This is a genomic window from Streptomyces mirabilis, assembly GCF_039503195.1.
Lineage (GTDB): Bacteria > Actinomycetota > Actinomycetes > Streptomycetales > Streptomycetaceae > Streptomyces > Streptomyces mirabilis_D.
Genome location: NZ_JBCJKP010000001.1, coordinates 10,355,212 through 10,379,135 on the forward strand (window position 1 = coordinate 10,355,212; position 23,924 = coordinate 10,379,135).

Genomic DNA, 23,924 nt, shown 5'->3' on the forward strand with positions numbered 1-23,924 from the left:
GACCTGCGCGTCGTGGACCTGGCCCGGAGTGACTACGACGGCCGGCGGGTGGCCGTTGCCGTCTGCCAGGGACCGAACTCGCCAGGCGTGCCCACCGCTCGTCGGTCAGCAGACGCACGCGCGCGGGAAGCCGTCATCGTTCAGGTCCGCATGGCTCACGTGGCGTGCGCTCGGCGTCATCGCTACCAGGTCGGGGCACCCAGCCTCGTCAGGGTCACGGCATGCTCCACCTGTGCGGTGACGGCGGCCTCGAAGAAAGGGTCCAGCGCCCGGTGCAGGCGCTGTTCCTCGGTCGGGTCGATCGTGACCATCGCAGGCAACCGGCCGCGCAGCTCGACCAGGTGCCGCCCGGTGGGACGGACTACGATCGACTGGCCGGTCGGGCGCAGCACGCGGTGGAACTCGGCCGGGTTGTGCGGGGCGAACATGTCCAGTACGACATCGGCCACCCCGTCGGTCAGCGGGAAGGGACGGAAGATGTCCCAGGCCACCGCGGCGGCTCGGTCGTGGGCACGGGCTGCCGAGCGCCGCGCGCACCGATGTGTCCAGACCCAGACCACGCGCGCCGCGGCGGTGCGGCGCTCAGGTGGTCGGCGGGCCGGTCACCGTGCCCCGGGCCTGCGCGAGTCCGGTGGCCCACAGCTGGTCGACACGCGAGCGCTCGGTGACGTTCGGATAGCGGTTGGTGCAGGACGGGCCGGCGCTGCCGCCCGACATCAGCTCACTGCACAGCCCGTTGTAGTCGTCCGTCAGGCCCAGTACGTGCCCGGTCTCGTGGGTGGCGACGCGGACCGAGTCGTACTGCTGGCTCTGGGTGTAGTCGAGGAAGACGTAGCCACTTCCGTGGCCGTCGGTGGAGGCGTAGGACCCGCGCGGGTCGTTGCCCTCGTAGTAGGAGAAGTCGGCACCGCTCGACGCCTCCTGGAGCTTGACGTTGGACTCGGAGCTGTTCCAGATCGAGGCCGCGCTCGATATCTGCGAACGGAAGCTCGGTGCCTGGGAGGCGTTGTAGTAGACGGTCACCGCCTGCCCGTACGGCTGGGCGGCGCGCTTCTCGGCGACGGACTTGAGCACCGCCTCGAAGAACGCCTTGTTGTTCGCGGCCTCCTCAACCGACCCGGCGTACCGTGCCACGGAGGTACCGGCGGCAGCGGACGGGGTGGCGGCCGTCTGGGCGCTCGCCGGCACCGCCGCGCCCAGCGCGCTGGAGGCCAGACCCAGGCCGAGAGCGAGGGCGAGGAGTCTCGCGGACGTTCGGGACGACTTCATGTGGGGGGCTCCTACTCACTCGGTGACGCCGAGCGCACGGTGTGCGGTCGACTCTGCGTGAACACCGGTTCCGAACTGCGGCGACGTCCTGTGGGTCGCCATTCTTAGAACGGCTCGACAGGGAGCGCAAAGGGTCCCGCCACTACGTCGCCTCGTAGGTCCCGGGACCTCGCCAGGGGCAGTGCACGGGTCTCCGGTCCGCACATGGCGGCAGGAGGGGAAGCTGTCGCGGCGTCAGAAGCCTTACAGCACAGGGCAACGGGCGTGCGGGCCGGCCGGGCGGAATCCCGGGACGCGCGACAGGATCCGCATCCGGGCCAAGACGGACAAATCCTTAGATGTCCGCCAAGTCGCGTCTACTAAGCGTGCCGGTTGGTTGGTGGGGCGCTGTGACCGACGTCATAGAACATGAGCTTCCGCTTCTTTCGCGCCCCACCGGCCCCGGGGGTGCCCCCCGGGAGTCACCCTCGGCCCGCGGCGTGGGGGAGAGGTCGGTGGGTTTCTCGCCCGCCTCCGGCAGCGTGTCCGCCGCGCCCGGTGGCTTCGGGACCATACGGGCCGGGCCGTCGGGCAACAGCGTCACCGTCGTGGCCCTGCCGCTGATCGCGGTGGAGGTGTTGGACGCCGACTCCACCATGGGTCTGCTCGTCGCGGCGGTGTGGCCGCCCTGGCTGCTGGTGGGTCTGCCCGTCTGCAACGACGGCGGGCCCGTGCAGGAGGCTGCATGGGCCCAAGATTCTGGGTGTTCAGGCGGAGACAGTGGCGGATTCTGCCGACCCCGGGCGCCGAGGTACCGTTCCGCGTCGCGGGCTACGGCTGCGCCGGTCCCCGCTGCTGTGATGGCCTGGCCGCAGGTGTGGTCGACGACGTCTCCGTCGGCGAAGACGCCGGGGATGTGCGTACGGGTGGAGGGTGAGGCGACCTTGATGTAGCCGCTGTCGTCCAGGTCGAGTTGCCCTTGAAGAGTTCCGTGCGGGGGTCGTGGCCGATGGCGAAGAATGGGCCGGTCGCGTCCAGGTCGCGGGTGGCGTCTGTGAAGACGTCACGCAGGACCACACCGGCCGCAGTGCTGGCGGTCCGGCCGGGGCTGGAGCTGCCGCCCTGTCCCGCCAGGTCAACCGAGCGACCGGCTCGCGCGTATTTTCCTAAAACCTATTGACTAGGGATATATGCGGCGCATCATGGTTAATAGCCCACAAACCGAAAGAGTCACAAAGTCGACGAGGACGTCTAGTCGGCGGAGCGAACTCGGACAGGATGTGGTTCAGGCCCCCGGCAAGCCGGCGCGATACCGAGGCGACAGTGACGACTGAAGCCCCAGGACACGTGCAGCACTACCGGGGACTGTTTTGCCCTCGGAGCCTTCGCACCGCAGCCTGACCTCGGTGCGAAGGCTCTGCCACGCCTGCGCTCCGCAGGGAACGAAGAGCATCAAGCGTGGCCTGCAGTGCCCACCCAGCGGCCTCCGTATCGAGGCTTGCCCTTCCGCTCGACCGTCGGGAACTCCGTCCCGCCTCCGTCGCCCTCCCCGATCCCCAGCGACTCGGCCATGCAACACCTCCGCTCCGCCGTCGTGACGGACAAGAGAGCCGGGCCGGCCGACACGACATCCGTGGTGGTGGCGCGTGTGGACCGGCAGGAGCGGGCTGAGGAGAGATCGGTTCAAGAAAGGGCGGAAGAAGTCCGTGGCGAGCACGCGTTCCGGTTCGGTGTCGCAGTTGTCGGTGCGGTCTTACGAGGCGGGGGACGAACAGGCCGTGCTGGATCTGATCGATGCCGACCGGCTGCCCGGGCAGCCTCCCCCGTCCGCGGCCACGCTTGCCACGTTGCCCCTCGGCGAGCAGCCGGGCGTTGTCTATGGCTACTCCGGCCGCGACGGCGAGCGTGCTGACGACCGACTCGCCCTCTGCGTCGAACTCCTTCGCCGACCGCTTGTTCGCGTGGTTCAGGTTGACGAAGATCTCGTCCCGCACCCGCACGGGAACTCCCAGACCTCGGCGTGCGCGATCAGACCCGCGATCGCCGAGGCACCCGAGGCACGCCAGCATGAACTCGTACCTGTCGAGCGCACGGCGGAGTTGGCGAGGTGACCTACTCCGGGGCGGCGCAGGGTACCCAAGTCGCTCCGGGAAGCGTCATAGTGGCTCACCTCCACCTCGGTCACGCGTTCCCATCGCTTCCAGGTCGGATCGCCCAGGCACGCCCGGCGCCCCGAACACCACGGCGCTGCCCTCTTCGGCGGCGGCCCCGATCCCAAGGTTCTGAGCGAGAACGGTCTCAAGACGGGTCCGCGCGTGCCGCAGATGGTCGCGGCTGTTCGCGTAGCCCGCGGAGAGTGGTCCATGCTCGTCCTCTCCGGGTTCGTCGGGCTGCCCGGTGTGGTCGCTTGCCATGCCTCTACAGCGGTACGACCTGGTCGGCCTGTGGCCCCTTCGGCCCTTGGACGATGGTGGACTCGACCCATCGGCCCTCCTCCAAGCGCCTGTAAAGAGGTACCGAAGATCGGGACGCACTGTCCGTCGGCACGGTACCGGGCTACGGCCACCGACCAGGTGCCGCCACGGCGCGGACAGCTGCATGACGTCTGGCGGGTAGCAGCCTTCTCGCCGGCACGGCGCTGTGTGCCGCCTGCTCGCTCCGGCCATGTGGCTTTTGTCGTTTCTGGCAGAGTGAACGGGGGCCTGGGGCGGTGTGTCCGAGAGCCACTGCTTCGGCGGTGAGAACGGGAGCCACCTTGGTCTGTCCGGGTGGGCATGCCGCTTTTGACGTAATGGGCATGTGGGGCTGTTTGACCGTGTCATGCTGTGCTCTTGTTTGATCATGGTCGCGCCTGTCGGAGGCCGGGAAGGTGTACCGCTCGCGTGAGTCGCCGTCCGAGCGGATCCGCCGTGACGGGCGGCACGACACCCAGGTGCGGGCCGAAGGCGCCCAGATCCAAACCGGCACCAACCCCTACCGGCTCAAGCCGACCGAAGGACACCAGGCCCGCCCATGACGGACGCACAAGAGCCACCCCGGCCACCGCACCTTTCTGATCTGCGGCAGCGACAGGCTGCCGAGCTGGGTCAGATCGCCGAACAGCTGCAGGTGCTGGGCCAGGCCAAGAACCGGCTGCAGGACCTGCTGGACGCTGTACTGTCCTTCAGCCGCGAGCTGGACCTGGACGCGGTGCTCCACCGCCTCATCACCACCGCCATGGAACTCGCCGGCGCTCGCTACGGGGCGCTGGGGGTGCTGGACGAGTCCGGACAGTACCTGAAGCAGTTCATCACTGTCGGCCTGTCCGAACAGGAACGGGCCGACCTCGACGGGCTGGAATTCCCCCGCGGCCTGGGCCTGCTCGGGCACTTGATGCGCGATCCCGCTCCGCTGCGAGTCGATGACATCGCCTCCGACCCGGATTCCACCGGCTTTCCGCCCGGCCACCCTCACATGCGCACCCTGCTCGGGGTCACGGTCGGCTTCCGCGGCAAGATCTACGGCGACCTGTACCTGTCCGATCGCTACGACGGGCAGCCCTTCGACGCCACTGACGAGAGCACGGTCGTCACCCTGGCCACCGCCGCCGGCATCGCGATCGAAAACGCCCACCTCTTCCTTCAAGCCCGCGAAAGCGCCTAACACTTCCAGCGGATGCTGCTGCCCACCCTGCCGGACCTGCACCCGTTCGAGGCCGCCGCCATCTACCGGCCGGCTGCCGAGCCGAGCACCCTCGGTGGGGACTGGTACGACGCCGTCCCGCTGCCCGACGACGCGGTGGGCGTCATCGTCGGCGACGTGGTCGGCCACGACCTTCGCGCGGCGGCAGCCATGGCAGCCGCTCGCAACATGCTGCGCGCCCTGCTGTTTGACCGGCGCACTCCGCCCAGCGCGGTTCTCACACAGCTCGACCACACCGTCGTCGCCATCACTGACATCCCCGTCACCACTGTCTGCCTGGCCCGCATCGAGCCCCAAGAGTCCGGGTGGGGACTGCGCTGGAGCAGCGCCGGCCACTTCCCCCCATTGCTCATCACACGCGACCATCGGGCGGAGTACCTGCATGCCGAGCCCGGCCTGCCCCTCGGGGTGGACCCAGAACAGCCTCGGTCCGACCACGTCTGCTCGCTGCCCTCGGGCGGCATCGTGGTCTTCTTCACCGACGGGCTCGTCGAACGCCCCACTCAGACCGTCGACCAGGGCCTCGATGCCCTCGCCGACCTCGCCCTCACCCACGCCGACCAGTCACTGGACGCCTTCGTTCAATCCCTGGCCGACAACCACCCCAGCGACGGCCATGACGACATGACCATCCTCGCCCTGCGCATCCCGGCCAGCGTCTGTCATGAGGGGCCGTCCCTGCGGTCGTGAACTCACTCGATCGGGGCGGCTCCCAACCTGGTTGCCGATCATGAACCGTTGACGAGTTCCTCCGTTCCACGAACGGAGCGAAGTGGCTCCTGATCAACTTGCCGGAGTGGCTCTCATTCACCCTGTCGAAAACACCCTTTGTCGACCGGAGCAACGCCTTCGAGTTCGCGCCGAACCTGGACTCCGGTCTCGACAGGCATTGGTAGCAGCTTCTTTATGACACCGAGGTTGAGGGCTGCCGTGGGTTGCCGTGCGCTACGACTGCGGGTTCGCTCCACGGCCTGCCGATCGCGGATTCACCGAGTTGGCGGTGCCCTGTCCGGCGCGCAAAGTCGGTGGCCGGGAGGTCTACTGGAAGGAGCGGAGGCAGGTTTGGGGTGTCACCGCAAGGGGTGGCGGGGAGGTGGAGGTGCTGCTCAACACGCCCGTCGATCTGCCGTTGCGGCTGTGGGTGGGCTCGGAGCCGACGCGGATCGCTCTGCCGGCCGCCGACCTGGAGTCCTTCGGTGCCCTCGGCTTCCAGGAGCAATCGCCGGGCGCGGCCTTGATCCGCGCACTGGTCGGCACCGGCGCGGAGCTGGTGGTCGTGGAGCCGGAGGAGCTGCCCTCTGGAGGACGGGGTGGGGGTGCTGCCGCGGTACACCGATCCGGGGGTGCCGCTGTGACGCCCCGTCGCCCGGCCGGGGCTGCCGCTGCGGGTTCTGCTCGTTGCTGGGAAGAGTTGGTCGGGTATGTCTGAGGGGCCGGTGGTGGTGGGGACGGACGGCTCGGCCGGAGCGGCACGCGCCGTGCTGTGGGCCGCGCAGGAGGCCGCGCTGCGGCATCAGCCCCTGCACATCGTGTGTGCCGTCGACCTCGACCTGGCGGAGCGCCTGTCCGCCGAAACCGCCCGGCGCGTGCGTGAGGCCGCCCGGTCTCTGGTGACCGAGGCGGCGGCCGCGGCCACCGAGAGGGCGCCTGACCTGACGGTCACCACGGAGGTCGGCCGGGAACCCGTGGCGGACAGCCTGCTACGGGCCGCATCGGCAGTGCCACATGCCGGGGACGCCGCGGTGGCGATCGTTGTGGGTTCGCGGGGGATGGGCGGTTTCTCCGCGCTGCTGCTGGGCTCGGTCGCGCTGACGCTGGCCGGACAGGCGAGGTGCCCGGTGGTCGTCGTGCGTGATACGGCGCGGCCGTCGAGCGGGGTGGTCGTGGTGGGCGTACGGGATGAGGGGGACCTCGGAGCGGTGCGCTTCGCCGGGGAGATGGCCAGGCGGCGGAAGGCGTCCTTGCGTCTGCTCAGTGCGTGGACCTACATCCAGTACGTCGGAAGCATGGCGCCCATGGCCGACGTGGCGCGGGGTGCCGTGGAGGCGAAGGCCGCGGCGAGCACGCGCGTGCTCGGCTCCGTCCAGGCCGAGTTCCCGGACCTCGAGGTGACCGAAGAGGTGGTGCGGGTCCCGTCGCCGGCCGGTGCACTGGTCGCGGCGTCCCTGCGCGCGGATCTCGTCGTGTCGGGCACGCGCAGGCCCGCGCACCACGTAGGCCGTTCCCTGGGCAGGGTCACGCACGCCGTTCTGCAGCACGCGCACTGCCCGGTGGCTGTCGTCCCGCGGGGGTGACTTGTGTGACCCGGTGCTCCGGCCCTGGCACCCTCGGTATGGCCCCGGCGCGCAGCGCGAGCAGGTGGGCGTCCCGCTCCAACGGGTCGGAACGGTGGTGGCGGGTCCCCGGTGACGGGAGATGCGCGGCCGGTCGGGACGCCCGCGCAGCGCGGCCTCAGTCCGCCCGGTCTTTGCGCAGGAACCGGCGCAGCCGTCGCAGCGGCCAGGTGTTGATCACATCGTCCGGGGTGATCCATCCGCGTTGTGCCGTGCCGATGCCGTAGCGGAGGTAGGCGAGCTGGGGGATGGAGTGGGCGTCGGTGTCGATGGCGAACTTCGCCCCGTGACTCCTGGCCCGGAGGATGTCCTCGTCGCCCAGGTCGAGGCGGTCTGGTTGGGCGTTGATCTCCAGTGCTGTGCCGGTGCGGGCGCAGGCGGCGAAGACCTCGTCGAGGTCGGCGTCGATGCCTGGCCGTTTGCCGATCAGGCGGGTGGTGGGGTGTCCGATGACGTGGATGTGGGGGTTCTCGCAGGCGCGTACGAGCCGCCGGGTCATCGCCTCCCGGCCGAGGTTGAAGTGAGAGTGCACCGAGGCCACGCAGATGTCGAAGCCCTGGAGGAAGTCGTCGGGCCAGTCCACCTCCCCGTCGGGGCCGATGTTGAGCTCGGTGCCGTGCAGCAGCCGCATCCCGTGGTGCCTGCCGTCCAGTGCGCGTACGCGCTCGCGCTGGGCGAGGACCTTCTCGTCGGTCATGCGCTGCATGTACAGGTTCGGTGCATGGTCGGTGACCGCGTAGTACGCGTAGCCCCGCTCGGCGGCCGCTGCCATCATCTCCTCCAGCGGGGCGAGGCCGTCGGTGAGGTCGGTGTGGGTGTGCAGATCACCACGGATGTCCTGCTCGGTCACCACCTCGGGCAGTTCGCCGCGCAGGCCGGCTTCGATCTCCCCTCGGTCCTCGCGCAGCGTGGGCGGGATCCAGGGCAGGCCGAGCCGGGCGTACACCTCGTCCTCGGAGCGGGAAGCGACCCGCTTCCCGCTCTCGGTGTCGAACAGGCCGTACTCGGAGAGCTTCAGCCCCAGGTGGACGGCGATCGTGCGGGTGCGGATGTTGTGCGCCTTGGAGCCGGTGAAGTACTGCATTCCGGCGCCCCACGCGTCCGGTCGCACCACGCGCAGGTCGACCTGTACGCCCGTGACGGTACGGATCGAGGTCTTCTTCTCGCCGTGCGCGATGACCTCGGCGGTGGAGGGCAGTTCGGTGAGGGCCTCCATGAACGGGGCCGACCGGTCGGAGGCGACGAGGATGTCGATGTCGCCGATGGTTTCCTTCATGCGGCGCAGCGAACCGGCGTATGCACACTGTGCACAGCCCGTGATCCGGGAGAGTTCCGTGACGATGTCCTCGGCGGCCTCCATGGCGGTGCTCAGCAGGATCCGCCCTCCCGCCTGCTGCATCAGGGCGATGCCGTGCAGGATGTTCTCCTCGGTCTTCTCTCCGAAGCCCTTCAGGTCGCGCAGCTTCTCCGCCTTGATGGCGTCGGCCAGTTCGCTCACCGAGGAGATGCGCAGATCCTCGTAGAGCTCCATCGCCTTCTTGGGGCCGAGGGTGGGGATGGTGATGAGTTGCCGTACCCCTGCCGGAATCCTGGCCCGCCTCTCCTCGACCACCGTGACCTTGCCGGTGCGGAAGTACTCGATGACCTTCTCGGCGATCGACTTGCCCACGCCCGGGATCTCTTTCAGACCCGCGGCGTCCAGGTGGGAGACGTCGGCGGGGTAGCCGCCGATGGCGCGGGCCGCCTTTTCGTAGGCGCGCGCCTTGAACGCGTCGCCTCCGGTGATGGCGATGAGGTCCGCATACTCCTGCAGGAGTGCCTCGACCTCCTCGTTGGGCCGCACCACGTCTCACAGTCTAGAAACCGACCTGTCCGACATGCCAGCGCGCGAAGCCATGCGCAGGAGGGTGTACCGGAAGTCAGCAGAAGCCGCGCAGCGAGAGATCCGAAGCGTGCGCGTGATCAACGATGGCGTGGTGCGCACACCGCGTATCACCCCCTGAGCGGCCGGGGCGCGGCCCGTGACCCGGCCGGGTCGTCCCTCGCGGGGGAGTTTTCCCAGGAGGTTTGATCCAGCACCGCGCCGCGCACGTCGTGGGTGTATCCGCGACACGCTTCGCAGGACTCCGAACGGCTGCGGGCGGCGACCGGCGACCCTGGACCGGTTGAGCCAGTTCTGCGGCTCCCGCACCAACCGTGAGCCCGACGGCACACCCACCCTCCGGCCATCGCACGGAAGACAGCGGAGATGACCGAGGCCGCCCATCCGACCGAAGATCTCGTACGGGCCGTTCGAGCGGCGGGCATCAGAGACGAGCGCCTGCTCCAGACCACCATCGAGATGCGGCCGGAGAGCGGCCGGCAGGCACGGTCCAACCTCGCCCGACAGGGCATTCGCGATGTCGAGCTGCGCATCGGGGACGGCAGTGGCGGCGTTCCGGACCATGCTCCGTACGACGCGGTCATCGTGTCCAGCCTGAGTACGGAACACGGCGCCCGGGCTGAAGGGTGTCCCCGGTCCGCGATCCGTGCCGGGGCGAGCGTGATGTTGTCGGGTTCGCCGGCCGCGACGGCGGCCTTCAGTAGGGGGAAAGTGATCTGCTCCGCTTCCCGCTGCCGGTCCGCCAGCTCCGTCGCGGAGGGGTTTCCCGACATCATCGGCCGGACCGACCGGTGATGTCGAGGACCGTTCGGCCCCTGTCGTCGCGTACGCCGCGCGCGCATGATGACCTTACGACCCGGCCGCGCCCAGGCACGGCGCTCCAGATTGGGCCGCGAGGAGGAATCTGGGAGGTGGTCGCCGTGAGCACGGCTCCCTGGCGCCAGTCACGCGGGCGCTCGATATCCGTTCTGGACCTGCCGTGCGCGGAGCGCACCGTCGGCGTGGAAGCAGCCCTGAAGCTGCCGAATGTGATGGTGCTAGTGGTCGAGGACACCTGCGCCCAGATCGCGCACGAAGACTGGCAGCACCGTGAACCAACACGCTGGCACCTGCAAGCTCACCGTTGCTGGCGTTCCGAGGGTCGGCTCCTTCGAGCCAAGAAGACTCGTTTGAAGGAGCTGGCAACGCAGTGCCTGGACGCCCCGGACTGAGCACCCTCCGAGAAGCGGTAGCGCATTGCGGCCCGTCCACAAGCCGTAGTTGAGGGATAGGGCCCTCCCGGGCGCGGCGCGCATCCTGCGTTGCGCCCGGGAAGGGGGTTCACCAGAGTCAGTGCGCTGGGGCCGCGCCAACTCCTCGTTGAGCATTGGGTGGTGGAGTGCAGCGAGGGCACCGGCCTCTTCGCGCACCTGGCGACGACTGTCGACGACGCCCAGGAATCCCAGTAGTGGTCCCGGCAACGGCGACGAGACCGTGCCCCGAGCACGAGGCTTCTGGAAAGTGGCGCCGCCCTGCCGGCCCTGATCGCCTCGGCGTCGCCGCACGTCGGCCGCCGGAGCATGCCCTCCCACAGCATCCGTGCCGTGCCGGTGCAAGTCGCAGACCGGGCAGCCGCCGCTCATGATGGAGAGCGAGAGAGTCACACGGCTTTTCGAGTCCACGTCCGCGGAGGTGAGCCTCATGACTCTGCCCGCACGACACCGGCACGGCAGCATGCTGGAGCGGGCCTACCCGCCGATAGCCGCCGAGTTCGACGAATTCTTCGAGCGGATGAACCGGTTCCTGGAGTCCGCCGCACCGTCCTGGACGGAGCCCATGGCCTGGGCGCCGTTGGCCGACCTGAGCGAGACCGACGAGGCCTACAAGATCGAGTGCGAACTGCCCGGCATCAAGCGCGAGGACATCAACGTCGAGGTCAGCGGTCGGGAACTGCACATCACCGGGGAGCTGAAGGAACGCGAACGGGAAGGCGTCCTGCGCCGCGCCATGCGCCGCACCGGGCGATTCGAGTACCGGGCGCTGCTGCCCACCGATGTGAAGGCCGAGGACGTGCACGCCACCCTTGCCGACGGCATCCTCACCGTCGCTGTCCCCAAAGCTCAGGCGGCCAAGCCCCATCACATCGAGATTGAGAGCTGAATCGCCGCCCCTGAGAACTCCTAACAAAGTGAGAGGTTCCTCGACTCCTGCTGCCACGGCGCGTGCCGCGTCTGCAGCCGGCACCGCGCTCACCGTGAGATGTCCGCCCGGCCCGGGAGCTGGTCGAGGCGGGGGACGCGGTGCGTCCCGCCTCTTGGCGCAGCGTGATCGAGGAGGCACCGGAGGCGTACAAGGACGTCGACGCCGTTGCGGGGGCGCGGCTGAGAGGAACGGCATGCTTGACAGAGTTCAGGACGTGCCCTCCGGGGTGGACGCTGTGAAGGCGATCGGCACAGTGTCGAAGGGCGACTACGAAGCGGTGATCGAACCGCTCGTCGACAACGCACGCAGGGAAGGCCGCCGGATCCGGCTTCTGTACGAGTTCGGCCCGGAATTCGGGTCGTTCACCCCGGCGGCCGGCTGGGAGGACTTCAAGGTGGGGATCGGCGCCATGCGCCTGTTCGAAGGGTGCGCCGTCGTTAGCGACATCGGCTGGATCCGGCAGTCGACCCGGCTCGCGAGCTTCCTGATGCCCTGTCCGGTACGCGTCTTCGGCGGCCAGGATCGCGCAGAGGCCCTGCGCTGGCTCATCTCACTGCCCGAAGGCCCCGGCGTCTCCCACCAGCTCCTGCCCGAGTCCAAGATTCTCGTGGTCGAGGTCGAACAGCCCTTGCGTGAACAGGACTTCGACGCGCTGGCGCAAACAGCCGACAGCTGGCTCGAAACCCATGACGAACTGGCCGGTGTCGTGGTACACGCTCGTACCTTTCCGGGATGGGAGAACATCGGAAGCCTGCTCCGGCATGTGCGTTTCGTCCGTGACCATCATCGCAAGGTCAGGAGGATCGCGTTGGCGGCCGACAGCAAGCTCGCGGGCCTCGTGCCTCACTTCGCGAACCACTTCACCCAAGCCGAGGTACGGCAGTTCGGCTACGGAGAACTCGACGTCGCCGTCGCCTGGGCCTCGAGTCCGCCCGACCGTAACCCCGCGGGCGAGGGTTGAGGTGACAGCCGTCCTCTGCCCAGGCGCTACGTTCAAGGGTCGTGTCGAGCCGTAAGGATTCCGCAACCCGGCGTTCTTGAGCGCAGGGGAAGACGATCGCGGTGGGCGGCTGGCATCCGCTTCGAACTCATCCGTGCCAGGCGGTCGACGGCCTCGATGGCGTGTGCACTGTCCTCGCGCCCTTCGTCGTACTCGGTGCCTGTATCGCTCCGCATGATTGGCAGGGGCTACTTGGCTACGCGGGCGTGGTGCCCGAGAGCCTCGGGCGGGCCTGGTGCACTGCCCAGCAACCCCAGCGCCCGAAGTGCTGCCACCGCCAGGAGTCGACCGGGGCAGGGCGGCCGATGGTGTGCGAGGGCCTGGCCGGAGCGCGGAGGCGCTGCGTGAAGGGCGCGCCGGTTTCCGCGCCCTGGCCACGGACGCTGGACAGGCCTGCGGCCTGTCGGACGCGTCCGAGCGGCCATGCGGCGCAGGCTCTGACACGCCGTGGGTACCGTTCCGCGGCATGCGGACGGGAGGCGATGTATCCACACTGGTCTTGAGGGGGGTGCCGGGCGGGCCGGACTCCACGGGTTCTTTCCGCGCGGACACAGAAGGAGAGTCCCATGACCACCGCCCGAAAGATCATGCAGACCGGTGCGGCCCCCTGGCCGACCGATGGCTGAGACGCCTGCGCGGCACGTCCGATGGCCATGGTCACCCCACCGCAACACCGACGTCCGTCTACCCGGGAGAGGAAATGACTGGTCCGATCGTGGTCGGAGTCGATGGCTCCGGGCGAAGTCTGCGAGCTCTGGTGTGGGCCGCCCACGAGGCGACTCTGCGCCAGTGCCCCTTGCGCATCATCCATGTCCTGCCCCTGTTCCACTCCTACGCGACCACCGAGGAGGGGCGCGCCCAGGAGGCACGGCAATGGGACCACGGCGTCGTGGACGAGGCCACCGCCATCGTGCAGGAAGCCCATCCGGACCTGGAGGTCACATCCGCTCTCCCCTCGGGCACCCCGGCAGCGGTGCTGTTGGCCGAAGCCGAGCACGCCCACACGGTGGTCCTCGGGGCAAAAGGCATGGGCGGCTTCGGCAGTCTGTTGCTCGGCTCGGTCGCCTTGCAGGTGGTCGGTCACGCGGCCGGCCCGGTGGTCATCGTCAACCACGCCACCACTGGCCATGGCCGCATCGTCGTCGGCGCCGACGGGTCGGCGCACTCCCGGGCCGCTCTGGCCTATGCCTTCGAGCAGGCGTCGCTGCGCGGTGCCCAGTTGCAGGCCGTGCACGCCTGGAGCCATCCAGGGCCCCACGCCTATGTCAGTGTGGCCCAGGACGCCATGGCCAAGGAGCAGCGGCAGGCGTTGGAGGAGTGGCTGGATCCGCTGCGCGAGGAGTACCCCGACGTCGAGGTGGTGGAACAGCTGCCCGACGAGCCACCGGTGATCGCGCTGGCCCGCGCCTCGGACCGGGCCGACCTTCTGGTCGTCGGCTCTCGTGGACTCGGCGGCTTCCACGGTCTGGCGCTCGGCTCCGTCAGCCACCACCTCCTGCAGTTCTCCCAGTGCCCCCTGGCAGTCATTCGCCCACGGGCCTGAGCATCGCTGACCACTGACCGCGTACGACGCCACGCCTTCCCCGAGCGGCTGCGCCGGCGGCTTCAACACGCTGGCGTCGCCGCGCCAGCCGCCACCATCACTGTATGAAATGACAGGTGCCGGTCGAGAGGCCGCAGGCGCGAGCGGGCAAGGAGAAGATCATGCCCATTGACGGAGAGTGGTACAACGAGTTCGGTTCGCTCATGAACCTCGAGTCGGACCCGGAGGGTACCGTCACCGGAAGGTACGTCACCGCCGTAGGACACACGCCGGGGGCGTACGTCCTCACTGGACGCCATGACGGGCCGACGAGCCCGGGAAACGGCATCGCTGTCGGTTGGACGGTCGCCTGGCGCAACGAGCATGGCAACGTGGGCTCCGTCACGAGTTGGAGCGGCCAGTTCTTTGCCGACCCGGACCGTATCTTCACCACCTGGCTGCTGACCCGATCCGCCACGGCGGAGGCATGGGAGGCCACTGTGGTCGGGCAAGATGTGTTCACTCGGCAGAAGCGGACCAGCGAGGACGTCGAGCGCGCTCTTCACAGCGGCCGACCCGTCTCGCACCCGATGCCGACCTGAAGGTCTACAGCCGCCTCACGGTTCTCCGGCGGTCGGGAGCCGACGGCCAGTTGCCGCTCGGCCGCTGCGAGGACGCGAAGCCCCTGGCGGGCGAATGCGTCCACCTGTCCGGCGATCGGACGGCGTCGCTGCCCGGTGAGCGGGCCGACCGTCCCGTCCTCCTCCCTGATAGTGGTGCACTGCGGCAGGAGCGCCTCGGGAGCTCCCTTGACGTCGTGAGCTCGGCCTGAGCGACCGCCCACCGCGGGGCCGCCTTCGATTGCTCCGACCCGTCGACCCCGACCACGATCCGTCCGGCGGATGCCGTCTCGCCGCTCACCGCCCGCCTCCCGGTTCCTTCCGCCCCTGCCCCCGTTTCCCCGGCGCACGCCGATGAAGGCCGCTGCGGCCTTCACACTCACCCGTTTCGCCCCTCTCGTTCCTCCCACAGAGGCTCACACGGGGCCAGAGGAGCGCACGGTGGGCACGACTGCGCGGACGGCTGACACCCATGGGAGTCCCTGAGGTGGGCGGCAAACGGCCGGGACAGCCGACCGTAGCGGCACGCGGGGCATAAGGTGATCAAGAGTGCTCGCCGCCGCGGCAACGACAAGGGCAGCCATCGGCGTTCGCCACCCTGGGGGTGCAGTGGTGATCAGTCGCCTCGCAGACGCCGTAGTGCCCGTCTTCGGCCGCCTGGACGTCACCACAGATGCCGGGTCCGGACCGATTGCGGGCAGCGTCATCATCGCCAACCACACCTCCCTCAGCGACCCCGCGATCGTCCTCGCCGCCCTGCACCGCCTCGGCACCGAGCCCATCGTCCTGACAGCCGCAGGGCTGTGGCACGTCCCCCTGCTCGGCCGTGTCCTCACGCGCGAGGGACACATCCCGGTTCACCGGCACGACCCACGAGCCGCCCAAGCACTGCACGAAGCCCAAGCCGCACTGACCGCGGGCCGCTCCGTCCTGCTCTACCCGGAAGGCGGCCTCCCACATCGCAAAGGCGTCCGCGAGGCTCCGCCCCGCCCCTTCCACCCCGGCCTGTTCCATCTCGCGCACGCCACCGGCGCCCAGATCGTACCCGTGGGCCAGGCCGGAGCCCGCGCACTGGCATCCGGCAGCCCCCTCGAACAGGTGGCGAGGCTGCTCACCGCTCCGCTGCGCCGCCCACGGCTTCACGTACACATCGGTGGACCGCTGCGCCTGGACAGCGAACAGACCCAGGCCCAGGCACTCGCCCTGACACACAGCGCGCTGGCCCAAGCCTGGCACACCTCTGCCCGGCAGATCGGCGCACCGGTGCTCCTCACTGGGCGCTGAACCTCGGACCCACCCATCTGATCCGTCGCCCGTTCGGCCGGCCCCTGTGAACGCGGCTGCCGACGACATCCCGGACAGGAAACCGTGGGCAAGAGCAACGACATCTCTGATCGGGCCCGTCAAGGGCGGAGGCCCCGACGCGGCCATCAGGTACGCCGGGGCCGATCGGCCCCGGCCGACGGGACGGATGGCACGGGTCCTGCCGCACGCGCCCGGGTCACGATGAAAACCAGAGCCTCAAGGAGGTGGTTGTCGTGCCGAACCTCGGAGGCGCGATCGTGCGGCAGTACCAGCGCGATGTCGTGTTCCCCTTCGGAAAACTGCGCAATGTCCGGGACCCGGGAGTTCGGCTCATGATCGCCCTGCAACTGCGCAACCTGCAGATCCTCGCCGAGATCACCGCGGAGAAGAACTCCACCATCGTCTTCCCCCGCCCAGTTCCTCAAAAGCGCCCGCGCCCTGACCCGATTCGTGGCGAACGAAGCCGGAAGGACCGCCGTGACTCCGCCGGAACCTGGGGCGCACAGGAAACCGGTGGCGAGCGGCAGCTCCGTCGAGGTCTGAGCCCGTTGGGCCCTGGGACATTCGGGAGCGGGGCACCACCGGAAGAGGCCGCATTCACGAAGGAAGGCTGATGACCATGGTCCAGGCATCATGGACGACGACAGGTGTGTTCACGGGGCAGGGCGGCGTTCGTACCGACGAGGCGGGGATCGTCACCGGGGAGCTGACCGTGCATACCACCTGGGACGGCAGGCAGGCTGATGTGAAGATCCAGTACACCGGCACCTCCGAGTGGTACACCCTGACCGGCAGCCCGGTGCCGTGTCCTTCTCAGCAGGCCAGCCGAAACCTGCACCAAGCAGTGGTGGAAGCCGTACGGGCCGGCGGCGCCACCATCGCGCAGCACGACCAACTCCGGGTACGCCCTTGAGCAGCGGCTAGAGCAGATGTCCTGTCGCTGCCCGGATGCCCTTTCATGCGCGGGATGGGGTGTCGGCGTAGCGCAGCAGTACGCCAACGCCTTCGCTCAACCACAGCTTTTGCTCGGGCACCACGACCAGTTCGGCCCTCGTGCCGACGAGGGCGCGGGCCAGGGCCGAGTCAGCTCGTTCCTCGCTGACCTCGTGTATTCCGTAGGAGCGCAGCTCCTGTTCGGCGAGGGCGAGTTGGCCGGGTTCCGGGCCGGCCCACAGACGGAACGGCGACTCGGGGTGGTTGTTGAGGAAAAGGGCCTTGACCCGGCCGCGTTGCAGCGCCGACACGGCGGGCGCGAGGCCTTCCGCGGAGGCTCCGTCGCGGGCCCGCTCGGTGAGGAAGGCGTCCAGAAGTGCTCGGTCATGCGCGGCCAAGCGCCCTTCGAAGAGGCTTTCAAGCCGATGCTCCAGCAGTGCCCGCCCGGGTGCGGACTCGCCGGCGCCCTGCACGGTGGTGACGTGTGGGCGCAGGGCGGCCGGAAGCCGGTGGACGAGAATGCCGCGGGCCCAGACGTCTCCGGCGACGACCACCGTCTCGACGTCGATGCGCCGTGCGTGACCTTCCAGCTCCCGGCCGACCTCTCTGGCGGCACGGGTCCAGTCGGCCACCGGGATCTCCTCGTCCAGCCGGTGGCCCGGCGTGACCTTGGTCAGCGGCCATGTGCCCACCTCGGCTTCGATCCGTACGGTGCCGGTGGCGTCCGTCGAGTGACGGCCGCCGTAGTGCACGTGAACCGCCAGGTACGGGATCCCGGGCGCGTGCTGGACGATCAGCGGCATGGTGTCCGGCAGCGTTCCGAAGTGCGCGGTGTCCCGTGCGGGCGGTGCGGGCAACTCGTCCAGCAGGGCCAGGTGTCCGTGAGCGGTGAACACGGCCTGCCCGTGGGTGCCGGGCACGTCCGTGTCGCTGCCCACGGTGCCCGCCACCGCGGTGATGGAGTCCCGGTCCGCTCCCTCCGACATCAGTGCGTCCCGAAGACGCCGCCAGCGCCGTTGTACAGCGGCATCGGGATCCTCGATGGCGGCGTCGCGGGACGTGTCCAGGTAGACGGACGCGAAGGGACCGGGCTGCTTGTAGAGAGGTTCCAGGAAGGAAAGTCTCATGGCCACTCCCGAATGGACTGTCGGCGCCACGTGCCACCACGCCCGGGATGCCGCCGTATCAAGACACGTTCGGGTTGGCGTGCCGCAGCTTTTCCAACTCCAGGATGCGCCCGCCTCACGAGCCGTGCCCGCTCGCCGTACGAGCCCCCGGCCGGCCGGCGCCGACCTGGTCATGGGCCCGACAGCCCATCAGAGGTACCCGAACGGCCCTTCTGCGCGCGCCACCCGCCGGAGTCATCCTGAACGAAGACACGGAAAGACGGCAGCAGGAAGCGAGGTGAGCCACGATGAAGGCGCATGAAGGTGACGTGCTGCGGTTCGTCGGCAGAACAGTGGGAGCCACCGAACACCATGCCACTGTCGTGCAGGTGCTCGGCGAAAACGGAGAACCGCCCTACCGGGTGTGCTACGAAGACGGTCACGAGACAGAGATCTTTCCCGGCCCGGGATGCGTGATCGAGACCCATCCGGCACACGAGACCTCGTTCGGGCAGGCGCATCGGGAGAGGCAGTGACCAGGTACGCCGCAGGGGGCGGCAACAGCTCCGCGCGGCGGCCTGTATGCGGCGCCAGGCTGCCACGGCGCCGGGCAGTGCGAGGCACGGCCGCCGCAGGGGCGGGCGGCAGCAAGGGCTGCAGGGACGAGCTTGGGTGGTCGCTGCTGCCCAAGCTCGGCTGGAGGCGCATCGACACGATCCGGGTGCGCCGTCTGTTCGGCTGATACTGCGGCCCGGCTTGCTGTCGCAGGCGTGCTGGGGCTCGGCGGACTGTGCCGTGGCCACGGTGACGGCCATTGCGCCGTCGCCGAGGGTCTATCGGCCTCGTCGCGTCCCAGGTTCTTGTGCTCCCCGGTGACGCGCAGTTCCCGCTCGTTGATTTCGATGTCGATGCCATCTTGCTTGAGGCCGGATGGTTGGACCTCGACGACATGGGTGTCGTCGGTGTCCCGCATGTCCGCTGCCGGCAACCGGGCCAGTGCGGCGGCAGCGGTGGCAGATCCCACAGCCCTTGTCACGCGCTGCAAGAGTTCGTCGAACTCGGCGGCCACCGGTTCAGCCCGCTGTCCACCTGGGCGAGTCGGCCGCAAAGGCCCAGCCAGCAGCCCCGGTGACTCGATGATGGCCTGTCATCACGGAGTGAAAGCAGGGGCGTTGGCGCCTTGGGCAGCGCCGTGCACGGCTTTCGAGTACCTCCCGCTCGCATGCCTCGACCTCGGCCAGCTCGTGCGGTCCGTCAAGCGGCCCTGGCGAGGCACACGCCCCTGCGCGCGGTCTCCCGTGCGGTGCGGCAGGCTTCTACGATCACGACGGCCGGCGCGAGATCTCCGTCGAGGTACAGATCCGCACCCCAGGGCGATGTCCCCTGCGGGTCGGCGACGCCGACGCCCACGTCGGCGGCCATGAGCGCGCTTCGTTCGTGGGAGACCAGCAGCACGCCGTCGCCGTCACCGCTGCAGGGCCGTACGACATCGGCCAGCCGTTCGCCCTCCTCGCTGACTGCGTCGGCCTCCCGCACGCAGGCGTCGGTGGTGTGCGCGCCCGCAGCCACGATCCTGAGCCCGGCCGCGTGGGGGGCAGCAGGGACGAAGGCGCTCGCGGCGTCGCGCATCCCGGGGAACCACGCTGATCACGGTGAGCAGGTGCCGTCCGCGCGCCAGGCCCGGCACGCGCCGCGCACCCTCCCGGCGCAGCCGCTCCCGGGCCCGCTTTCCGGCGCGTCCCCGCAACATCAGATGTTCGACCGGTCCCAGGACCCACTCGCCGTCCCACTGCAGGCGGTCAGGAGCGGAGCCGTCGAAGAGCCGGTAGGTCATCGCGGCGCGTTCCCCCGAGGGCGCGTCCTCGTCCAGGGCGACCGGATGGGCCGGCAACTGGGAGCCGGTGGTCAGCGCGTCCGTGTCGAGGAGCAGGAGCACGATGCCGATCCGGTCCAGCCTTCGCGGCGCATCGGGGTCCGTCACGACGACTCCCCGGCGGGCCGGCCCTCGGCCGACGGCACAGGCAAAACCTCACGCGCCAGGAGCGGCGCCTTCGGGATCGCCGCCAGCGCCGCGCCGACGGCTCTTCCCGGACCCCGGGTGAACCAGCAGCGACCCGCGAAAGAGGCGGCGGCCACGGCGAGTGCCTGGTCGGCGTACGTCTCGACCGGGCCGGGCTTCAACCGCGTCTCGCGGGCAGGTTCCGCGGTCGGTGTCCCGGCGCTGCCCGCGAGGCCGCGCGGCCCGAGCGGCGGCCTCCGCGTCGGCCTCCATGGCGCGCAGAGCGTGCTGGAGGGCGTCCACGCCGACCCCGACCAGACCGCCGGAGCCCGCCTGGCCCACCGCAGTGATCAAGGCCAGGATCAATCCGGCGTTCTCGGTGCCGACGGTCTGTTCCATGAGGCGGCGGAGCCGGGGGTGGGTGTCGACGAGCGGGGCGAGCGCCGCCAGGCTCGCGGGGACGGGGGCGCGGCCCATCAGCCCGGCCAGCGCCGCCATGGGGGCGGCCGCCATGTGCAGGGCCATGGCCGAAGTGGCCCTGCGGCCTGCCGCGCCCGACACAGGATGCTCGGGCAGCGGGTGCATGACGCCATGGGCTTCCTCCACCACCTCGATCAGGGCATCCGTGATCGTTGCGATCTCGAAGGAGCCCTCGGCGCCGACGACGGCATGACCGAGCACGGTGTTCGCCACGGCCCATTCCACCCCGGGCAGGGCCGCGAGGACGCGCTCGACGTCCTCGGCCAGCTTCGCGGCTGCGGACTCCGGCCAGACAATGCAGCTCGTTCCCTCGCCATGGGTGACCTCCGGACATGCTTCTAGCGGCATCTGGGTGAACAAACGGGGGCGACTGAGCCGCGGTGCCGTCGCCGAGGCCGGACCATCTGGTGGTCGATCTCGATCGCGAAACAACGTCTGCTGCCCGCGGTGGGCTCGGTCGGGCTTCCCGCGCGGGCTCGGTATGCCAGGTGACGGCCGCTACTCGACGGGGGAGATCAGGCCGTAATGGCCGTCGTAGCGGTGGTACAGGACGTTTCCCCGCCCGGTGGCGGCGTCGGCGAAGAACACGAACGGGAATCCTGTGAGGTCCAGCCGCTGCTTCGCCTCGCCTCCGTTCATCCGGGGAGCGGGGAGGTCGCTGACGGTGAGCTGCACGGCCGCGGGGCCGACCAGGTGGGGGTGGGGATGGACCTGGGCGAGGCGGTAGCCCGTCGGGCCGGACCGGTACAGGACGCTGTCCTCTCCGGTGCCGACGTCGGTGAAGAGATGGAAGTCGTAGTCCATCGACTCCAGCTCGAAGGCCGCCTCGTCGGGCGACTCCCGGGCGAGCGAGTAGGACTTGTGCCGTACGACCTGTCGTTCCTCGGCCGGGCGCGGGAAGTAGTCGGGTCGGTGGGCGGGCCCGCTGCCGTGACGCCACTCGTGCGGGCCCGGCGCCGGCGTCTTGCCCCGCCGGGCCTCCCAGTGCTCCTCCAGCCGCTCCAGCCGTGCAGCGAGCCGGTCCTGCAGCAGGTCGACGGCCTCGATCACGGCCGTGGCGGCGACGTGCGCGCGGAGCGGACGCCCGTTGACGTCCAGATTGGCCTGGGCGATCGCGGGCCGCTCCACGGCGGGGTTGGCCATATGGGTCAGCTTGACGCGAGCGTACAGAACCGGCTCCCGCGTCCGGCCGGTGAGCACCCGTACCTTCTCCTGCGCGTACTCGACGGCTCCTGGTGGCATCGGTCCCTGTGCCTCCACCTGGATTTCCGGAGCCCGCTGTGGTGCCGATCGCTTCATGTCAGCCTCCTCGCTCCGTACGTGCCACTATCCACACTTGCGCTCATCGGGCCGGTCCGCACGGTCGGCGTGCCCGTCCCCGGCCGATCAACCTCTTTGCGTCCGATCGGGACATGGCGCAACTGCTGTTGCAGGGGCGGGCTCGGGAACTCGGTCGGAGAAGCCGGCCGGGTGCAGGCACAAGGCCAGGGGGCAGGGCGATCGCCGCGTCGGCGTATCTCGGCGCTGGAAGACCCCGGTGGTCCTGGACATACGGTCGCGTGGTGCCGTGTGGTGGTGCGGCTGCCAACTGGCCCCGCCCGTCCTAGCATGGAGTCCTGGGCGGGGAAAAGAGAAGCCGCCGCGGCGTCATTGATGTCTGCGCGGACGCCACCAGGCCGGTGCCGTAACCCCGCCGCTTCCGGACAAGTCGGCGTCTGCGGATGAGGCCTCTCGGCATTCGGCGAAACAGGCGAATTCCGCGGACAGGCTGGAAGGAACTCTCCATGCCCCCCACACACCCCGCTGACTTCGAGCACGCCATCCACAGCGCGAACATCTGGCTCAAGGCCGTGTCGGAAGCCCTGGACACGGAGGACCGCCACTACGCCCACCGCATCCTCCGCACCTGGCTGCACACGTTCCGTGACAGGCTCACCGTCGACGTGGCCGCTCACTTCGCCGCACAGCTCCCCGATCTACTGCGGGGCGCCTACTACGACGGCTGGGACCCCAGTGTCGTACCGGTCAAGTACGACCGTGAGGGCTACGTGGACCGCTTCGTCCAGGAAGCCAAGGTCACCGCCGAGGACGTCCCGCGGATCGCCGCCGTGGTCACCGCCGTCGTACGCGAGCACGTCTCGCCCGGGCACCTGGAGGCGGCGCTGGAACAACTCCCGCACGACATCCGCGTTTTGCTCCTCCAGCCAACTGCCTGACCGGTGGCACGAGACGGCGGACAGCACTTTGCCGCGTGGCTCGACCGGCCTTTGGTACGTCCGTCAGGACTGACGTACTCAGGACGAGTGGGCGCTGAGTCGGCTTCTCACGGGCGAACCGGGCGGCCGGTGTGAGGAGAACCGGACTTATCGGCGATCGAGGTAGGGGGTGTAGGCATGCAGCACCGGAGAGTCGGAGAGCTCATGACGACGGCGGTGGTGCGCGTGCGGCGTGACACGGGCTTCAAGGACATCGCCGTACGGCTCGCGGAGCACGACGTCACGGCGGTCCCGGTCGTCGACGACCAGGAGCACCCGATCGGCGTGGTGTCGGAGGCGGACCTGCTGCGCAAGCAGCAGCGTCAGCTGGATCCGGGGGGACATCTGGCAGGCGCCCACCTTCCGCCCGCGGAAAGTGCCAAGGCGCATGCGCTGACCGCCGAGGGGTTGATGACCAGCCCGGCCGTCACAGCACGGCCGGACTGGTCGGTGGTGGAGGCGGCCCGCACCATGGACCGTCACCACGTCAAACGGCTGCCCGTCGTGGACGACGCCGACCGACTGGTGGGGATCGTCAGCCGCGCGGACCTGCTGCGCGTCTTCCTGCGGCGAGACCTCACGATCTGCGAGGAGATCACGGCCGAGGTCCTGACCCGGACCCTTGGTCTGGACCCCGCCTCGGTCACGGTCCGGGTCACCGGCGGACGGGCGACGCTCAGCGGCATCGTGCCGCACAGCAGGCTCATCCCCGTCGCGGTACGTCTGTGCGAAAGCGTCGACGGCGTCATCGACGTCACCAACCACCTCAACTACGCCGTCGATGACACCGGGAGTACACCACGGCCATAGCCCCCTCCGTGCTACGCGACGCCGGCACCACGGGCTCTGCCCGACACCGGTTCCGTGGCTGCGGCGCCCTGGCTGCCGCTTGCCGGCGTGCGTAGGGCACTTCGAGAACCCATACCGGGCATGAGCCCACATCGGAAAGGGAGAAGCCATGACCACTGCGCGGGACATCATGCACACCGGCGCCACCTGCATCCAGGAAAGCCAGACGCTGGAGGACGCAGCGCGCAGGATGAAGGAACTGAACGTCGGCGCTCTGCCGATCTGCGGGGAGGACGACCGCCTCCACGGGATCATCACCGACCGAGACATCGTGTTGAAGTGCCTCGCCAAGGGCAAAGACCCGCGGACCATGACCGCGGGCGAGCTCGAACAGGGCAAGCCGATCACGATCGACGCGGACACTGACAGCGACCGTGTCCTCCAGGTCATGGAGGAGCACAAGATCCGAAGGCTGCCGGTCATCGAGAACCACCGCCTCATCGGCATGATCAGCGAGGCGGACCTCGCACGCCGTTTGCCGCAAGAGCAGGTGGGCCACTTCGTCGAGGTCGTCTGTGCGGCCACCTGAA

Annotated in this window: 23 protein-coding genes and 5 pseudogenes; 17 read left to right on the top strand and 11 right to left on the bottom strand. The window is 69.4% G+C overall.

The genetic code is table 11. The features are described 5' to 3' along the window. Nucleotides 1–105: 105 nt before the first annotated feature. From AAFF41_RS47120 to AAFF41_RS51980, 4 genes and pseudogenes are all read right to left on the bottom strand, one after another. Nucleotides 106–567 (bottom strand): annotated as a pseudogene (locus tag AAFF41_RS47120) (methyltransferase type 11); the annotation flags it as partial. A gap of 15 nt (nt 568–582) precedes the next feature. Next, complete coding sequence (gene snpA, locus AAFF41_RS47125; protein ID WP_343326001.1) at nt 583–1,269, bottom strand: snapalysin; 687 nt, start codon at nt 1,267–1,269, stop codon at nt 583–585. 781 nt (nt 1,270–2,050) lie between these two features. Continuing rightward, a pseudogene (locus AAFF41_RS47130) lies at nt 2,051–2,328 on the bottom strand (FAD-dependent oxidoreductase); the annotation flags it as partial. A gap of 755 nt (nt 2,329–3,083) precedes the next feature. Continuing rightward, nucleotides 3,084–3,260: pseudogene (locus AAFF41_RS51980) on the bottom strand (histidine kinase); the annotation flags it as partial. A gap of 857 nt (nt 3,261–4,117) precedes the next feature. Here AAFF41_RS51980 and AAFF41_RS47140 point away from each other — a divergent pair. The 4 genes and pseudogenes from AAFF41_RS47140 (at nt 4,118) to AAFF41_RS47160 (ending at nt 7,223) form a co-directional block, all read left to right on the top strand. After that, nucleotides 4,118–4,264: a hypothetical protein gene (locus AAFF41_RS47140; protein WP_319749831.1), complete on the top strand. Its 147-nt coding sequence runs from the start codon at nt 4,118–4,120 to the stop codon at nt 4,262–4,264. Beyond that, nucleotides 4,261–5,619: pseudogene (locus AAFF41_RS51985) on the top strand (PP2C family protein-serine/threonine phosphatase). The gene AAFF41_RS47140 and the pseudogene AAFF41_RS51985 overlap by 4 nt, the downstream one beginning before the upstream one ends. Nucleotides 5,620–6,028: 409 nt before the next feature. Then, on the top strand, nt 6,029–6,358 hold the full coding sequence (locus AAFF41_RS47155; protein ID WP_343326002.1) for a hypothetical protein: 330 nt from the start codon (nt 6,029–6,031) through the stop codon (nt 6,356–6,358). Then, entirely contained in the window at nt 6,351–7,223 is an 873-nt protein-coding gene (locus AAFF41_RS47160) for a universal stress protein (RefSeq protein ID WP_343326003.1), read from the top strand. The genes AAFF41_RS47155 and AAFF41_RS47160 overlap by 8 nt, the downstream gene beginning before the upstream one ends. Nucleotides 7,224–7,380: 157 nt before the next feature. Here the strand turns inward: AAFF41_RS47160 and polX are convergent, their stop codons facing one another. Next, a complete protein-coding gene (polX, locus tag AAFF41_RS47165) occupies nt 7,381–9,108 on the bottom strand; it encodes a DNA polymerase/3'-5' exonuclease PolX (RefSeq protein ID WP_319749826.1) in 1,728 nt (575 codons plus the stop codon). 402 nt (nt 9,109–9,510) lie between these two features. Here polX and AAFF41_RS47170 point away from each other — a divergent pair, with 402 nt between their 5' ends. The 6 genes from AAFF41_RS47170 (at nt 9,511) to AAFF41_RS47195 (ending at nt 14,449) form a co-directional block, all read left to right on the top strand. Further along, the gene (locus AAFF41_RS47170; RefSeq protein ID WP_319749825.1) at nt 9,511–9,939 is read left to right on the top strand and encodes a hypothetical protein; all 429 of its coding nucleotides are present in this window, start codon (nt 9,511–9,513) and stop codon (nt 9,937–9,939) included. Between the two features lie 125 nt (nt 9,940–10,064). After that, nucleotides 10,065–10,355 (top strand): hypothetical protein, encoded by a 291-nt coding sequence (locus AAFF41_RS47175; RefSeq protein ID WP_319749823.1) that lies wholly within the window; start codon nt 10,065–10,067, stop codon nt 10,353–10,355. 469 nt (nt 10,356–10,824) lie between these two features. Then, on the top strand, nt 10,825–11,283 hold the full coding sequence (locus AAFF41_RS47180) for an Hsp20/alpha crystallin family protein (RefSeq protein ID WP_319749822.1): 459 nt from the start codon (nt 10,825–10,827) through the stop codon (nt 11,281–11,283). Nucleotides 11,284–11,560: 277 nt separating this feature from the next. Further along, nucleotides 11,561–12,286, top strand: a complete 726-nt coding sequence (locus AAFF41_RS47185) for a SpoIIAA family protein (RefSeq protein WP_343326004.1) — start codon at nt 11,561–11,563, stop codon at nt 12,284–12,286. A 739-nt stretch (nt 12,287–13,025) separates the two neighbouring features. After that, entirely contained in the window at nt 13,026–13,868 is an 843-nt protein-coding gene (locus AAFF41_RS47190) for a universal stress protein (RefSeq protein WP_319749820.1), read from the top strand. 161 nt (nt 13,869–14,029) lie between these two features. After that, on the top strand, nt 14,030–14,449 hold the full coding sequence (locus tag AAFF41_RS47195) for an avidin/streptavidin family protein (RefSeq protein WP_319749819.1): 420 nt from the start codon (nt 14,030–14,032) through the stop codon (nt 14,447–14,449). Here the strand turns inward: AAFF41_RS47195 and AAFF41_RS52195 are convergent. Next, complete coding sequence (locus AAFF41_RS52195) at nt 14,410–14,691, bottom strand: hypothetical protein (protein ID WP_487007384.1); 282 nt, start codon at nt 14,689–14,691, stop codon at nt 14,410–14,412. The two genes, AAFF41_RS47195 and AAFF41_RS52195, sit on opposite strands and share 40 nt — an antisense overlap. Then, nucleotides 14,664–14,768: pseudogene (locus tag AAFF41_RS47200) on the bottom strand (universal stress protein); the annotation flags it as partial. The pseudogene AAFF41_RS47200 and the gene AAFF41_RS52195, both read right to left, overlap by 28 nt. 311 nt (nt 14,769–15,079) lie before the next feature. Here AAFF41_RS47200 and AAFF41_RS47205 point away from each other — a divergent pair. From AAFF41_RS47205 to AAFF41_RS47215, 3 genes are all read left to right on the top strand, one after another. Then, nucleotides 15,080–15,751, top strand: coding sequence for a lysophospholipid acyltransferase family protein (locus AAFF41_RS47205; RefSeq protein WP_343326005.1), 672 nt, complete (start codon nt 15,080–15,082; stop codon nt 15,749–15,751). Nucleotides 15,752–16,029: 278 nt separating this feature from the next. Next, complete coding sequence (locus tag AAFF41_RS47210) at nt 16,030–16,386, top strand: hypothetical protein (RefSeq protein ID WP_343326006.1); 357 nt, start codon at nt 16,030–16,032, stop codon at nt 16,384–16,386. A gap of 5 nt (nt 16,387–16,391) precedes the next feature. Beyond that, entirely contained in the window at nt 16,392–16,685 is a 294-nt protein-coding gene (locus AAFF41_RS47215) for a hypothetical protein (protein ID WP_343326462.1), read from the top strand. A gap of 43 nt (nt 16,686–16,728) precedes the next feature. Here the strand turns inward: AAFF41_RS47215 and AAFF41_RS47220 are convergent, their stop codons facing one another. Then, nucleotides 16,729–17,832: a baeRF2 domain-containing protein gene (locus AAFF41_RS47220; protein WP_319749816.1), complete on the bottom strand. Its 1,104-nt coding sequence runs from the start codon at nt 17,830–17,832 to the stop codon at nt 16,729–16,731. 287 nt (nt 17,833–18,119) lie between these two features. On the opposite strand from AAFF41_RS47220, the gene AAFF41_RS47225 reads away from it, so the two are divergent. Further along, entirely contained in the window at nt 18,120–18,347 is a 228-nt protein-coding gene (locus AAFF41_RS47225; protein ID WP_319749815.1) for a DUF1918 domain-containing protein, read from the top strand. A 718-nt stretch (nt 18,348–19,065) separates the two neighbouring features. Here AAFF41_RS47225 and AAFF41_RS47230 read toward each other — a convergent pair. The 3 genes from AAFF41_RS47230 to AAFF41_RS47240 form a co-directional block, all read right to left on the bottom strand. Next, nucleotides 19,066–19,440, bottom strand: a complete 375-nt coding sequence (locus AAFF41_RS47230; protein ID WP_343326007.1) for a hypothetical protein — start codon at nt 19,438–19,440, stop codon at nt 19,066–19,068. Nucleotides 19,441–19,840: 400 nt separating this feature from the next. After that, entirely contained in the window at nt 19,841–20,638 is a 798-nt protein-coding gene (locus AAFF41_RS47235; RefSeq protein ID WP_343326008.1) for a hypothetical protein, read from the bottom strand. Between the two features lie 150 nt (nt 20,639–20,788). Then, complete coding sequence (locus AAFF41_RS47240; RefSeq protein WP_343326009.1) at nt 20,789–21,589, bottom strand: sigma 54 modulation/S30EA ribosomal C-terminal domain-containing protein; 801 nt, start codon at nt 21,587–21,589, stop codon at nt 20,789–20,791. 485 nt (nt 21,590–22,074) lie between these two features. Between AAFF41_RS47240 and AAFF41_RS47245 the strand changes: the two genes are divergently transcribed. From AAFF41_RS47245 to AAFF41_RS47255, 3 genes are all read left to right on the top strand, one after another. Then, on the top strand, nt 22,075–22,506 hold the full coding sequence (locus AAFF41_RS47245; RefSeq protein ID WP_319749809.1) for a DUF2267 domain-containing protein: 432 nt from the start codon (nt 22,075–22,077) through the stop codon (nt 22,504–22,506). A 177-nt stretch (nt 22,507–22,683) separates the two neighbouring features. After that, a complete protein-coding gene (locus tag AAFF41_RS47250; RefSeq protein ID WP_343326010.1) occupies nt 22,684–23,355 on the top strand; it encodes a CBS domain-containing protein in 672 nt (223 codons plus the stop codon). A gap of 148 nt (nt 23,356–23,503) precedes the next feature. Continuing rightward, nucleotides 23,504–23,923 (top strand): CBS domain-containing protein, encoded by a 420-nt coding sequence (locus tag AAFF41_RS47255; protein ID WP_319749807.1) that lies wholly within the window; start codon nt 23,504–23,506, stop codon nt 23,921–23,923. The last annotated feature ends 1 nt before the right edge of the window (nt 23,924 follow it).

What these genes read in the sequence shown, in the direction of transcription:
- snpA (WP_343326001.1), bottom strand. Translation starts at nt 1,269, where the DNA reads ATGAAGTCGTCCCGAACGTCCGCGAGACTCCTCGCCCTCGCTCTCGGC.
- AAFF41_RS47160 (WP_343326003.1), top strand. Translation starts at nt 6,351, where the DNA reads ATGTCTGAGGGGCCGGTGGTGGTGGGGACGGACGGCTCGGCCGGAGCG.
- AAFF41_RS47170 (WP_319749825.1), top strand. Translation starts at nt 9,511, where the DNA reads ATGACCGAGGCCGCCCATCCGACCGAAGATCTCGTACGGGCCGTTCGA.
- AAFF41_RS47180 (WP_319749822.1), top strand. Translation starts at nt 10,825, where the DNA reads ATGACTCTGCCCGCACGACACCGGCACGGCAGCATGCTGGAGCGGGCC.
- AAFF41_RS47190 (WP_319749820.1), top strand. Translation starts at nt 13,026, where the DNA reads ATGACTGGTCCGATCGTGGTCGGAGTCGATGGCTCCGGGCGAAGTCTG.
- AAFF41_RS47195 (WP_319749819.1), top strand. Translation starts at nt 14,030, where the DNA reads ATGCCCATTGACGGAGAGTGGTACAACGAGTTCGGTTCGCTCATGAAC.
- AAFF41_RS47215 (WP_343326462.1), top strand. Translation starts at nt 16,392, where the DNA reads ATGGTCCAGGCATCATGGACGACGACAGGTGTGTTCACGGGGCAGGGC.
- AAFF41_RS47220 (WP_319749816.1), bottom strand. Translation starts at nt 17,832, where the DNA reads ATGAGACTTTCCTTCCTGGAACCTCTCTACAAGCAGCCCGGTCCCTTC.
- AAFF41_RS47225 (WP_319749815.1), top strand. Translation starts at nt 18,120, where the DNA reads ATGAAGGCGCATGAAGGTGACGTGCTGCGGTTCGTCGGCAGAACAGTG.
- AAFF41_RS47230 (WP_343326007.1), bottom strand. Translation starts at nt 19,440, where the DNA reads ATGCGCGACGCCGCGAGCGCCTTCGTCCCTGCTGCCCCCCACGCGGCC.
- AAFF41_RS47235 (WP_343326008.1), bottom strand. Translation starts at nt 20,638, where the DNA reads ATGCCGCTAGAAGCATGTCCGGAGGTCACCCATGGCGAGGGAACGAGC.
- AAFF41_RS47240 (WP_343326009.1), bottom strand. Translation starts at nt 21,589, where the DNA reads ATGAAGCGATCGGCACCACAGCGGGCTCCGGAAATCCAGGTGGAGGCA.
- AAFF41_RS47245 (WP_319749809.1), top strand. Translation starts at nt 22,075, where the DNA reads ATGCCCCCCACACACCCCGCTGACTTCGAGCACGCCATCCACAGCGCG.
- AAFF41_RS47250 (WP_343326010.1), top strand. Translation starts at nt 22,684, where the DNA reads ATGCAGCACCGGAGAGTCGGAGAGCTCATGACGACGGCGGTGGTGCGC.
- AAFF41_RS47255 (WP_319749807.1), top strand. Translation starts at nt 23,504, where the DNA reads ATGACCACTGCGCGGGACATCATGCACACCGGCGCCACCTGCATCCAG.